Origin of the sequence: Pedobacter sp. W3I1, from assembly GCF_030816015.1 — a bacterium.
Taxonomy (GTDB): Bacteria; Bacteroidota; Bacteroidia; order Sphingobacteriales; family Sphingobacteriaceae; genus Pedobacter.
On the sequence record NZ_JAUSXN010000001.1, the window covers coordinates 1,238,642 to 1,251,112 of the forward strand.

Here is a 12,471-nt window from a genome sequence, read left to right on the forward strand (position 1 = left end):
CTTAATTTATTCGGTTACAATTATTATGGCGGCTATAACTATAGTTACCACAATTACATGAACAATTTGAAAAGGCCAAAAAAAAGAGGTTTACTTCCTGAAGCCGTTCAGAAATTAGCTGAATTGGCTAAAGGCAATTTAACTTACGGTGTGGTATTCGATGAGCATGGTGAAACATTGCCGGGTGTACAGGTTGGATCTGGCAAAGCGGTAACAACGACTAACGTTTTTGGTATTTATACTATTGATGTCAAAGCAGGGGAAACATTGAATTTTTCTTTTATTGGATTTAAGCACTACGCTATAAAAGTAGGTGCAAAAAAGCGTGTTGATTTAACCCTTAAAGTTGAGGGTACGGCTTTAAACGAGGTAGTTGTGACTGGTTATGGTACGCAAAAAAAGGAAAACATGACAGGCGCAGTTATGCGGGTTAGGGGAGTTGCTACTTTACAAAGTGCCCCAGTTGCGGCCAGTGCGATTTATGGCAGTAGATCTGCAGATACTTCGTTCTTTGCAATGGCTGGAGAAGATAAATCAGCAACGCTACGGCAGGAAATAGAATCTTTTAAAAACAAAAAACAAAACATTACAGCCCGAACCAATTTTAATGAACTTGCATTTTTCTATCCGCAGTTGTTAACTGATGCCAAAGGCGAAATTAAGATCGAATTTACGATACCCCAAAGTTTAACCCGGTATAAGATGATGGGTTTTGCGCATACCAAAGATTTAAAAACTGCATCCATCACCAATGAATTGGTTACCCAGAAACAATTGGCCATTTCTATAAATGCCCCGCGTTTTTTCAGGGAAGGAGATACGATTTTATTAAGTGCCAAACTGAATAACCTGGCCGGTAAAAACTTGGTCGGCAATGCTACTTTAGAACTTACAGATGCCTTAACGGCAAAACCAATCCAGATTTTTGGTGCTAATGAAAGAACTGAAAAAACTTTTGAGGTAGATGATGCAGGTAATACGGTTTTAAAATGGACATTAATTATTCCATCCGGCATTAGTGCCATTACCTATAAGGTTTTGGCCCAAAGCGGTAAATTTAGCGATGGCGAAGAAAATACCATTCCGGTTTTGGCAAATGCCATGCTGGTTACCGAAAGTATGCCCATAAATGTACGTGGTAATACCAGTAAAACTTTCGATTTTGAGAAACTGGAGAAATCAAGTGCCTCAAAAACCTTACGTAACCAAAGTTTAACTTTCGAGTTTACCTCAAACCCGGTTTGGTACGCGGTACAGGCACTCCCATATTTAATGGAGTACCCTTATGAGTGCGCTGAACAAACTTTTAGCCGGTTTTATGCCAATAGTTTTGCAACAGGGATCATCAATTCATCTCCAAAAATTAAAACTGTTTTTGAGCAATGGCAAAATACCAATAACGGCCAGGCACTTTTATCTAACCTGGAGAAAAACCAGGAATTAAAATCAATTTTGTTAGAAGAAACACCGTGGGTACGTAATGCCGATAACGAAAACGAACGTAAAAAACGTTTAGCGGTACTTTTCGATTTAAACAGAATGACTTACGAATTGAAAAACAATTTCGAAAAGCTGGAGAAAATGCAATTTAATAACGGTGCTTTCCCCTGGTTTAATGGTATGCAGGAAGATCGCTACATTACCCAGCACATTGTTATGGGGATGGGCCAGTTAAAAAAATTAAAACTGATCGACGAAAAAGCTTATCCAAATTTTAATGCAATGCTAAATAAAGCCATTATTTATTTAGATGCAGAAATTGTTAAGGATTATAAGGACGAAGTGAGGGGAAAACGTTTTGCCTACTTGCCGTTACACTACCTGTTTGCCAGAAGTTATACCAATCAAAAAAACACAACAGCAGATTTTACAAAAGCTAAAGATTTTTACCTTAAAAAGTTGGTTGCCAACTGGAAAACCTTCGATACTTACCAACTGGCACAAACAGCTTTGGTTTTAAATAGAAATGGTAATAATGTGGAAGCAAAAAAGATCATGACATTGTTAAACCAAACTGCTCAGCAGCATGATGAAATGGGCATGTATTGGGCGACGAATAAAGCGGGTTGGTGGTGGTACCAAAGTCCGATTGAGACACAAGCCTTATTGATTGAGGCTTTTGATGAAGTAGCGAATGATACCAAAGCTGTTGAAGAAATGAAAATCTGGCTGCTTAAAAACAAACAAACCAACGATTGGCAAACGACCAAAGCGACTGCCGCTGCTTGTTATGCATTGTTAATGAAAGGTACCGATTTATTAAGCGAAAGTAATGAGCCTGAAATTATGATCGGAAATCAAAAACTAGCCGATTTACAACAGCCAAATGCCACAAAAGAAGCAGGAACAGGCTATCAAAAGTTAACCATTGCAGGTAAAGATGTAAAACCAGAAATGGGTAAGGTACAGATTAAAAATAACAACAAAACAATTGCATGGGGAGCGCTTTATTGGCAATATTTTGAGCAATTGGATAAAATAACCCCAGCCAATACAGGTGTTAAAATCAAAAAGCAATTGTTTATCCAAAAAAACAGCACTAAAGGAGATATTTTGACCCCATTAACTGCTACAAATATTTTAGCACCTGGCGATTTATTAAAAGTGCGTATAGAAATTTATTGTGATCGGGATATGGAGTATATTCATTTGAAAGATATGCGATCATCATGTTTTGAACCTGTAAATGTTATCTCACGCTATAAGTATCAGGATGGGTTAGGCTATTATGAAAGCACAAAAGATGCTTCAACCAATTTCTTCATCAGTTATATGCCCAAAGGAACTTATGTATTCGAGTATCCGTTACGGGTTACACATGCCGGGAATTTTTCGAACGGAATTACCAGCTTGCAAAGCATGTATGCGCCAGAGTTTACCACCCACTCAGCCGGGATAAGGGTAAATGTTAAATGATCGTCACCCTGAGGGTTAATTTGTTGTATAAAAATCAATATAAATAACAGTGGATTTTAAGGAGATAACGGTCTTGAAGTATCGTCATTTCGACCGTAGTGGAGAAATCTTTTAAATTCGTTTCAATAATTTGCTTCAAGATCTCTCCATTCCGCTTTGCTTCAGTCGAGATGACGACCCTTATATTGGAATCTGTCAATGGTAGCTTGTCGAAGAGTCTGTTAAATACGCTTTAAGGTGTTTCGACCTCTTAAATTACATTAAGTAAGTTTAATACTCGTATAAGTTGCCCCGATAGGAATGATTTTTTCTCCAATCCAAATTTGGCTGCGGTCGAATTTGGATATTTTGTTTTTAGCCACAATAAAAGCCCGATGACAACGGATGAAATCTGCCTTTGGCAATAGTTCAGCCAAATCGTTAATGGTAATCCTCGAGCTTAAAAGTTTATCTTTTAGTTGTATCTGGGTATAGTTGCCTGAGGCCTCAACGTAAAGAATTTCATCTAACTCCACCTTAATTTGTTCATAACCATCTTTTATAAAAATGTATTCCGTTTTTGTTTCCTGTTTCTGGTTACGCAAGTTAAAGAGCTCTTGAGCTTTGTTGCAGGCTTTTAAGAAACGCGAAAGTGAAAAGGGTTTTAACAGATAGTCGACAGCATCGAGTTCAAAACTTTGTACCGCATGTTCCGTGTAAGCAGTGGTAAAAATGACCATCGGTGGCTTACTCAAACTTTTTAAAAAGTCAATACCACTAATATCAGGCATTTTGATATCCAGAAAAATTAGGTCAACCTTGTTGTGCTGAAGGTAATGGATGGCCGCAAAAGCATCAGTAAACGTCTGTTGCAATTCTACAAATGGAACTTTTGAGGCATGCGATTTTATAATCTCTAATGCAATCGGTTCATCATCTATAGCAATGGCAATCATTTTTTGGTTTTGTTCTTTGTGGTTTTTCTCTTCTGTCATGCTGACGAAGGAAGCATCTCTAGTAGCTTAAAGGCGATCGTCATTTCGACCGTAGTGGAGAAATCTTTTAAACTTCGGTCAAAGATTTCTCCATTACGCTGTGCTCCAGTCGAAATGACGAATCGCCCAAATTTATCAATATAAATTATTTACTCGTTTATTTGATTTCTGAAAGATACGTATCACTAATCCAATTGCAAAGTTAAATGAACAAAAAACTCATTGGCACTTTCGCGGATAATTAACTCGTGTTTTCCATAATAAAGCAATGACAAACGTTGTTTAACATTTTCAAGTCCGATGCCGCTTTTTAATTTTTCCGGATCGTTATCTGCCTTAATGTAAATGCTATTGCTTACATCAAAATACAAAGTTTTTTCTTTGGTTTGCAAGGTAATTTTAATGTACGAAGGCTGTTGCAGGCTGATACCATGTTTAAATGCATTTTCGATAAATGGAATCAACAGCATCGGCGTAATCTGCAGGTTATTCAACTGTTCTTCAATGTGTGTATCGATCCTGATATCCGCCGAACGTGAGGTGCGGAGCTTTTGTAAATCGATATAATTATTCAGGTATTCTACCTCGCGGGTTAGCGAAATTTTGTCCTGCGTATTTTCATGAAGCATAAAACGCATCATATCGCCCAGTTTCTGAATACCCTCACCAGTCCTTTCTGCATTTTCCTGCAAAGCTGTTCCAAATAGTGTATTTAAAGCATTGAACAAGAAGTGTGGATTGATCTGCGATTTTAAGAAATTCAGGTTCGCGTCCGATTTACCCAACTCCGTTTTAAGCATCTGGATTTCGCTGAGTTTTTCAAATTTATGCTTGTAAACATACCAGGCAGATGGCGTAGTAATACAGATTAAACATATTGCATTTAAAATTAAGGTTACTGGTATAACTTCGCCATTGCGCATAAAGGGGATAAGGATAACTAGCAATAAGAGCGAAATGATAATGGTTAAACCTACATTCCCCCAAAAATATCGGCCGAAACCTTTAAAATTCTTTCTGAGGTTTGGAATGATGTAGTAAATAGCACAGAAAGCAAAGAAAATATTTACGGGTGGTACAAGTAACCAAACGATCAGTAATTCGTAATCAATTTTTAAAGAAAGTACCGCTGCGAATACCATGAGCGAAATCAGCCAGATTTTAGTTGAGATAAAAATTTCTGGAATGATGTTGTTATTGTATTGCTTTAAAAAGGGAATTCTTTTGAGTAGTTCTAAACCCCGCTCATTAAAATATGAGTAGGCATTAAAGAGTAAATAGAGGAAAAATATATAGGTAAATGCCTCACCAAAAAAAAATCCATAAGCGTTATCAATATCATCATATTCTAATAATCGGTAAGCTTGAGAATAAGTGTTGAAAACCATCCAGGCAACAACGGAAAACGAGGTAACTAAAATGGTAAGAATAAGATTAAGTGCAATATTTTTTTTATTTGCCAGTTGTGGCATGAAGCAAAAATTGAACAATAAAAAACTGATATACAAAATGCTGATCTTAAATAATTCGGGGACAAAGAAATTTGATATGACACTATAATCAATTTGGCTTTCTTCAAAATGATAAGAATTGCCCCTGCTATAAACGGTAGATGAGCAAATGCTGATCAAGGCCAGGATATATAGCGTTGTGGAGATCCAAAACTCAAGCTGGTTGATATTTTTGGTTTTTATAGCGGATGGGTTACCTGAAAGAATTACCATATTGTTTTTTTTATGCCACAATTTTACAAAGAGTATTTACATCAATATTTAAAATGTGATGGATGGGCTTAAAAATGTGATGAATGAATAAGGTTTTAAGGATTATTTGATTTTAAGATCGGGTTTTTCGTTCGTTGTGCAGTCGGATGTTACCATCTGACTGATCGCTGGATTGATACTCGAATGAATAATTACTATTAGTGGCTGATAGAAATATCTGACACCACATCCAACACCATGATAAAAACGACGATCTGCAAAATATTAAGCATAAAGCTAAACAGTTTATTAACTTTGCTTTTGCATTCACTCACTCCATAATTAAATATTCACTCATTCAAAATTCAATAATTTATATGACCGTTTACGGAATTCCAAATTGCAATACAGTTAAAAAGTCGCTCGATTGGTTAAAAGCACATCAGGTTGATTTTGAATTTCACGATTTCAAGAAAAAAGGCATTACGGCAGAAAAGTTAAACGAGTGGTGTAATACCTTTGGTTGGGAAACGGTATTAAACCGCAAAGGTTTAACCTGGAAAAAACTAACTAAAGAAGAGCAGGCTAAAATTGATAACCAGGATTTGGCAATCGCTTATTTAAAAGAAAATACGAGTGCAATAAAACGCCCGATTATTGAGCAAAACAGTAAAGCCATATTAATTGGATTTGATGATGAAAATTATTTAAAAACACTAATCTAATTCAATTGTTCTAATGTTAAAGTTTGTTAAATGCAGCTTTTAAATGTCGAACTAAGTTACTTTTGAGTATGTACAAACTGATCATTTTTCTATTGCTTGCTTTGCCAATTGGCGTTTTCGCACAAACGGTAACTACAGGTACGGTTTTCGATTACTCGAAAAAAACGCTTTCTCTTCCTGGTGTTAGTATCAGAAACCTGAACAGTAAAAAATCAACCAGTACAAATAAAGAAGGAAAGTATACCATTAATGCCAATATTGGCGATCTTTTAGAGTTTTCTGCCGTAGGCTACCATACCGATACACTTTACTTAACCAACCTGTTAAATAGAACAATATATCTTCCGGTTAAATCGAACAGTTTAAAAGATGTAAATATTACAGCAGTACGGATGAATAGTCAGGTTACAGATGCGAAAGATCCATTGGCTGAAAAATACACGCTATTGAGTACAGGCGGAAACCTAAACCGTAAACGTATGACTGATAAGGTTGGTGGTTTAAATCTAAATCTGGGTTATGGTAAATATAAAAGACAACAACGTAAAGAAGCCGATTTAGAAGAAAAAGAGATGTATCTCGAAGAGATTGACGAAAACTTTACTGCAAAGGCCATTACGGATATGACTAAGTTAGAGGGCGAAGAACTTAAAAACTTCATGATTATTTATCGCCCTTCGGTGGAGGCCGTAAAGGCAGAAAGGCCATACCGTTATGCTTATTATATCTCCCGTGCCTTTGTAGCATGGAAAAAATTAACGCCGCAAGAAAGAAAACTACAGGATCTACCCAAGTTAAAAGCGAATTAATACACGATAACTACTACCGGTAGCATTATAACCATTATTGGTAACATTATAACCACATATAAATCTATATGTGGTTATTTTTTATATTTACCGCCTGATTACAACCTTATTATTATCATGAAATTGACTAAACTAATAACTTTTTGTTTGGTTTGTTGCGTTTTTGCCTTTTCTGCATCAGCCCAACAAACTACAACGTCCGCGCCAGCTACCAATTATAACCCTGCTGAAGCCTTTGGACCACTATTTTATACACAAAACGGGAATGAATTCCGCTCCGCAATTGGCGCACCAGGGCCAAAATATTGGCAAAATCGCGTCGATTATAACATTACAGCTAGTCTCGACGAGACAAAAGACATGGTTACTGGTACTGTTACCATTACGTATAAAAATAACAGTCCCGATAAATTACCTTATTTATGGCTGCAATTAGATCAGAATACCTTTAAAGAAACCTCACGTGGCTATGCTATTACGCCGGCCCGCAGTCGTTACGGTGCTCAGGGTGAAAAATTTGATGGAGGTTATAAAATCCAGAATATCAGTGTTTCGCAAAAAGCTGCACCAGTAAAATTTACTTCTTTGGTAGAAGATACACGTATGCAGATCCGTTTAGACCAACCAATGGCAGCCAATGGCGATATGGTAACGGTTAAAATGGATTATTCTTTTGTTATACCAAAAGAGGGATCGGACAGAACAGGACATTTAACTACAAAAAATGGTGAAATTTTTGCCATTGCACAGTGGTTTCCACGCATGTGTGTGTATGATGATGTAATTGGATGGAATACTTTGCCTTACTGGGGTGGTGGTGAATTTTATTGCGAGTATGGCGATATTAATTTTGCCATTACTGCGCCAGCAAGCCACATAGTAATGGGATCAGGTGAATTATTAAACCCCGTAGAAGTTTTTACACCAGAACAATTACAAAGATGGAATGCGGCTAAAACCAGCGACGCTACCGTTCATATCCGTACCGAAGCAGAGGTTACCAATCCTAAATCTCGTCCGGCTAAAGATAAGCTAACCTGGAAATTTAAAATCTTAAATGCACGTGATGCTGCCTGGGCTTCATCTAAATCTTTTGTGTTAGATGCAGCAAAAATTAATTTGCCAAGTGGTAAAAAAGCTTTGGCAGTTTCTGCACAACCAGTAGAAAGCAATGGTGAAGATGCCTATGGCCGTGGGGTAGAATATGTAAAATCTACAATCGAACATTATTCTACAAAATGGTTCGAATATCCATATCCAATGGCCGTTAACGTGGCCACAAATATTGGTGGTATGGAATATCCTGGTATTGTGTTTTGTGGATGGAAAGCTAAAAAAGCAGCTGCATGGGGCGTAATTGATCACGAATTTGGTCATACTTGGTTCCCAATGATTGTGGGTTCTAACGAGCGTAAATATGGCTGGATGGATGAAGGCTTTAATACTTTTATCAATGGCATTTCTAAAAGTAGTTTTAATAAAGGCGAATACGCTGCTCCACCAATTGATATGAACAAGGTTGGGAAAACAACGATCGGAAATCCTGTTTTTGAAAATATAATGTTAATGCCTGATGGTATGACAGAACGGAATATAGGTGTGAATTTATATTTTAAACCAGGGATGGGATTAGACCTGTTGAGAAATCAGATTTTAGGTGAAGACCGTTTTGACTACGCTTTCCGTCAATACATTAAAAACTGGGCATTTAAACATCCAACACCTTTCGATTTCTTCCGTTCGATGGAGAATGGTGCGGGTGAAGATTTAGCTTGGTTCTGGAGAAGCTGGTGGTTAAACAACTGGAAAATGGATCAGGGTATTGCTGGTGTTGAAGCCGTTAAGCAAGACGATAAATTGGTGGGTTACGCGATTAAAGTTGTAAACCTCGAAAAAATGCCAATGCCAATTATCCTGCAGGTTAAAACCAAAAGCGGTAAAACGGATATCGTAAAAATCCCGGTTGATGTTTGGATGAAAAATACCAGCTGGCTGGTGCGTTATCCAACAACTGAAGAAATCGAATCGGTTACTTTAGATCCGAATAAGGTATTACCAGATTCGAATCCGGATAACAATACCTGGACAGCCACAGGTAACTAGTTCAGCCTGAACATCATAATTATAGCCTCCTGATTTTAAAAGATCAGGAGGTTTTTTATTGCAAACAACCGACGGTTTACTATTTCTTATCGAATAATTTAGCACCCGTTAATTTTATAGCAAATGGAAAAACCTAATTTAGAAATCAATAATCCAGAAGGTATATACGATCCCCGTCCACATGGATATTCTCACTTAGCTTCAGTTCCGGCCGAAAGCCTGCTGGTATTTGTTGCTGGTCAGGGCGGCAGTAGGATGGATGGTGTACTTAGTGCCGATTTTCGAACACAGGTAGTTATTGTATTTGAAAATATCGCTTTAGCCTTAAAAAGTAAGAATTTAGTTATGGCCAATATTGCAAGGCTCACTACATTGGTGGTCGATTATGATGAAGAGAAACATCAGATCTTAATAGAAGAGTCTGCTAAAATATGGCCTGATCAGAAATTTCCGGTAAACACGCTTATTCCGGTACAAAGGCTGGCTTTAAATGGTATGCTGATCGAAATTGATGCTACGGCTATTGGCTAATTTATAAACTGATGTTGTGTATTTTTGGAAATGAAGGGTTCCGTTCTCCTGGAGGTTTTCAGTCCCGCTCATATCTTTACCTTTATAATAAAAATAATCAAAAGAGGGAGAAAAACTTGTAGTCCCGCTAGACACGAGAATTCATCGATGTCGATGTAAAAGGATAACCCTCCCTTTTTTATTTCTTAAAGTTTGAACAGTACCTATTGACCATTTCGCTGTATTTGGATCATCTATATCATGAGCAAAAACTAAGAGAGATTATTGATTATTCTATCTAAATAATAAAGGTATGATGAACTTAAAGTATTCCATCGGAATTGATGTATCAAAAAAAGATTTTCATTGCTGTTTGTCGGTCATAGACAGTAGCCAGAAAGTAACTGTAAAATCCAGCCGTAAGTTATCTAACAGCCCTGGCGGTTTTAAAGAGTTTTTGGCATGGATCAAACAGCACCAGAAAGAAGAGCTGCCCCTGCGCATCGTAATGGAAGCCACTGGCGTGTACCATGAACAACTTGCATGGTTTCTGCATTCCAAAGGCTTAGTGTTAAGTATTTTATTGCCAAACAAAGCTAAGAAGTACTTACAGGCAGACGGAGCAAACTCTAAAAATGACAGTATAGATGCCCGCGGCCTTGCTAAGATTGGTGCAGAAAAGAACCTGGAACCTTGGACACCAGGAAGTGAGAAATTGTATGAACTCAGACACTATACCCGTCAGCATCAAAACCTAAAAGAGACCATCAATGTTATCGGTAACCAGCTTGAGGCACTGACCCATGCCCAGTTCCAAAGCAGGGAAGTTATAAAGCAGCTGAACAAAACGATAAAACTGCTTGAGCAACAAGTAGCAGAAATGGAAAAGGCAATGGGAAAGCTTGTTAAAACAGACAAGGTCTTAAATCTTCACTATGAAAACATTACGGCAATAAAAGGAATTAACCTGTTATCTTTTTGCGTAATCGTAGCTGAAACTAATGGCTTTACATTGTTTAAAAATTCGGCATCCTTGGTAAAATACTCAGGTTACGATGTGATAGAAAACCAATCGGGCAAACATATAGGAAAAACAAAAATATCAAAAAAGGGGAATTCCCGGATCAGAAGAATTCTGTTTATGCCAGCATTTTGTGCGGTAAGGGATGACCAGCCGCAATTTAAAAGTCTTTATGAAAGAGTTGTTGAGCGAACAGGATTTAAAATGAAGGGCTATGTTGCCGTGCAAAAGAAACTATTGGTAATGATGTACCATCTTTGGAAAAATGAGCAGAGATACAATCCTCAATTCAATTATTTAGAAAAAATAATAGCTCCAGAAAAATCCAGAGCTACACATGATAAAATTCCAGATGGAAGTTTTCACTAAAACAAAGGTAAAGTTATTGTGCTGTTTTACAAATGGAAGGCATTTAAGTTAATGCTTCTCAGAAGCTAAATTTTTATCAACTTTTATTTGCTTTTAAAGACAGTACCTTTCCGTTCAAGTCCTCGCTGCGCTGCGGGCTTCCACTTCAATCGGGTTTAGGAACATAGATTCGATGCCTTGGCGCCATGCTAGGAACAGACCTTTCATCCTAAATCTGGTAGTAGCGGGCATCCCGTCCCGATTTTACATCGGGATCAAGAGGAATAAAAGTGGATGGCAGGGCTGCATTTGCAAGAGCCATTGTACGTTTGTTTCCAAAAAATATGGCTATGATTAATTTGATGTTGCTAAAGCATTAATAATAAATTGAAAAAAATTATACAAATGGAAAAAGGAGAACGCAAAAACGTATATAAGGTTTACAATAAGATGGGTAAGTGGTTTGCCGAAAATCGTTATGCTGGTTTAGCGGAGAAAAACTATCTGGACGACTTACTTAAGCAGCTGCCTCCAAATGCAAATATTTTAGATTTGGGCTGCGGCAGCGGAAAACCTATACTGGAATATCTGATCAGTCAAAATGTAAAAGTTCTGGGAGTAGATGCCAGTGAGCAGATGCTCGAAATAGCCAGGCTAAACTTTCCCGGCACACCATTTATGCTGAAAGATATGCGTAAACTGGACCTGGGTGAAAAATTCGATGCGATAATTGCCTGGCATAGTTTTTTTCATCTCCCGGCAGTTGATCAACCCGGTATGTTTAGTATTTTTAGGCATCACCTTAAACCCAATGGCATTTTGTTGTTTACCTCAGGAACCGATAGAGGAGAGGTTTGGGGCATGAACGGTGGTGAAAACTTATTTCATGATTCTTTAGATACAGATGAATATCGATCATTGCTTGAATCCAATCATTTTGAAGTGCTTAGCCATATAATAAACGACCCCGATTGTGGTGGCGCAAATGTTTGGATGGCACAATATAAACCCTGAAAATTTTGCCTTAACTTTGCCACATGGCCGAACAACAAAAAAACAATCCATTACACGGTATCACATTAGAGAAAATTGTAACCGATCTTCAGCTACACTATGGTTGGGAAAAACTGGGATCACTAATCAGGATCGATTGCTTTAATAACAACCAGACGATAAAATCGAGCCTGAAATTTTTAAGAAGAATGCCCTGGGCCCGTAAAAAAGTAGAGGAATTATATCTTGATACGTTTCATAAATGATTAAGTGAGTGAATGAGCTAGTGATCAATTCCAACATTCCATCAATCAGTCATCCAATAATTTCTTCACTAAATCCATTTCTCATTCAATCATCCTGTCATTC

The 12,471-nt window shown here is 37.5% G+C and carries 10 protein-coding genes; 8 read left to right on the top strand and 2 right to left on the bottom strand.

Features of this window, described 5'->3' with window-relative positions:
• Nucleotides 1-57 precede the first annotated feature (57 nt).
• A complete protein-coding gene (locus QF042_RS05305; protein ID WP_307526062.1) occupies nucleotides 58-2,916 on the top strand; it encodes an alpha-2-macroglobulin family protein in 2,859 nt (952 codons plus the stop codon).
• A 260-nt stretch (nucleotides 2,917-3,176) separates the two neighbouring features.
• On the opposite strand, the gene QF042_RS05310 is transcribed toward QF042_RS05305, so the two are convergent.
• Together QF042_RS05310 and QF042_RS05315 are read right to left on the bottom strand one after the other, a co-directional pair.
• Nucleotides 3,177-3,890: a LytTR family DNA-binding domain-containing protein gene (locus QF042_RS05310; protein WP_307526064.1), complete on the bottom strand. Its 714-nt coding sequence runs from the start codon at nucleotides 3,888-3,890 to the stop codon at nucleotides 3,177-3,179.
• Nucleotides 3,891-4,075: 185 nt separating this feature from the next.
• Entirely contained in the window at nucleotides 4,076-5,614 is a 1,539-nt protein-coding gene (locus QF042_RS05315; protein WP_307526066.1) for a sensor histidine kinase, read from the bottom strand.
• A gap of 356 nt (nucleotides 5,615-5,970) precedes the next feature.
• Here QF042_RS05315 and QF042_RS05320 point away from each other — a divergent pair, with 356 nt between their 5' ends.
• From QF042_RS05320 to QF042_RS05350, 7 genes are all read left to right on the top strand, one after another.
• Nucleotides 5,971-6,318 (top strand): Spx/MgsR family RNA polymerase-binding regulatory protein, encoded by a 348-nt coding sequence (locus tag QF042_RS05320; protein WP_307526067.1) that lies wholly within the window; start codon nucleotides 5,971-5,973, stop codon nucleotides 6,316-6,318.
• Nucleotides 6,319-6,386: 68 nt separating this feature from the next.
• On the top strand, nucleotides 6,387-7,127 hold the full coding sequence (locus QF042_RS05325) for a carboxypeptidase-like regulatory domain-containing protein (protein WP_307526069.1): 741 nt from the start codon (nucleotides 6,387-6,389) through the stop codon (nucleotides 7,125-7,127).
• Between the two features lie 117 nt (nucleotides 7,128-7,244).
• Nucleotides 7,245-9,230, top strand: a complete 1,986-nt coding sequence (locus QF042_RS05330; RefSeq protein WP_307526072.1) for a M1 family metallopeptidase — start codon at nucleotides 7,245-7,247, stop codon at nucleotides 9,228-9,230.
• A gap of 123 nt (nucleotides 9,231-9,353) precedes the next feature.
• Nucleotides 9,354-9,761, top strand: coding sequence for a RidA family protein (locus QF042_RS05335; protein WP_307526074.1), 408 nt, complete (start codon nucleotides 9,354-9,356; stop codon nucleotides 9,759-9,761).
• A gap of 292 nt (nucleotides 9,762-10,053) precedes the next feature.
• On the top strand, nucleotides 10,054-11,130 hold the full coding sequence (locus QF042_RS05340; RefSeq protein WP_307525919.1) for an IS110 family transposase: 1,077 nt from the start codon (nucleotides 10,054-10,056) through the stop codon (nucleotides 11,128-11,130).
• Nucleotides 11,131-11,514: 384 nt separating this feature from the next.
• Nucleotides 11,515-12,123 carry a trans-aconitate 2-methyltransferase gene (locus QF042_RS05345; protein ID WP_307526076.1) on the top strand — a complete coding sequence of 203 codons (609 nt, stop codon included), beginning with the start codon at nucleotides 11,515-11,517 and terminating at the stop codon, nucleotides 12,121-12,123.
• Nucleotides 12,124-12,146: 23 nt separating this feature from the next.
• Complete coding sequence (locus QF042_RS05350) at nucleotides 12,147-12,368, top strand: VF530 family DNA-binding protein (protein ID WP_230144600.1); 222 nt, start codon at nucleotides 12,147-12,149, stop codon at nucleotides 12,366-12,368.
• The last annotated feature ends 103 nt before the right edge of the window (nucleotides 12,369-12,471 follow it).

Coding starts and splice junctions, on each gene's coding strand:
- QF042_RS05350 (WP_230144600.1), top strand. CDS start 12,147: ATGGCCGAACAACAAAAAAACAATCCATTACACGGTATCACATTAGAG.
- QF042_RS05305 (WP_307526062.1), top strand. CDS start 58: ATGAACAATTTGAAAAGGCCAAAAAAAAGAGGTTTACTTCCTGAAGCC.
- QF042_RS05310 (WP_307526064.1), bottom strand. CDS start 3,890: ATGACAGAAGAGAAAAACCACAAAGAACAAAACCAAAAAATGATTGCC.
- QF042_RS05345 (WP_307526076.1), top strand. CDS start 11,515: ATGGAAAAAGGAGAACGCAAAAACGTATATAAGGTTTACAATAAGATG.
- QF042_RS05320 (WP_307526067.1), top strand. CDS start 5,971: ATGACCGTTTACGGAATTCCAAATTGCAATACAGTTAAAAAGTCGCTC.
- QF042_RS05325 (WP_307526069.1), top strand. CDS start 6,387: ATGTACAAACTGATCATTTTTCTATTGCTTGCTTTGCCAATTGGCGTT.
- QF042_RS05315 (WP_307526066.1), bottom strand. CDS start 5,614: ATGGTAATTCTTTCAGGTAACCCATCCGCTATAAAAACCAAAAATATC.
- QF042_RS05330 (WP_307526072.1), top strand. CDS start 7,245: ATGAAATTGACTAAACTAATAACTTTTTGTTTGGTTTGTTGCGTTTTT.
- QF042_RS05335 (WP_307526074.1), top strand. CDS start 9,354: ATGGAAAAACCTAATTTAGAAATCAATAATCCAGAAGGTATATACGAT.
- QF042_RS05340 (WP_307525919.1), top strand. CDS start 10,054: ATGATGAACTTAAAGTATTCCATCGGAATTGATGTATCAAAAAAAGAT.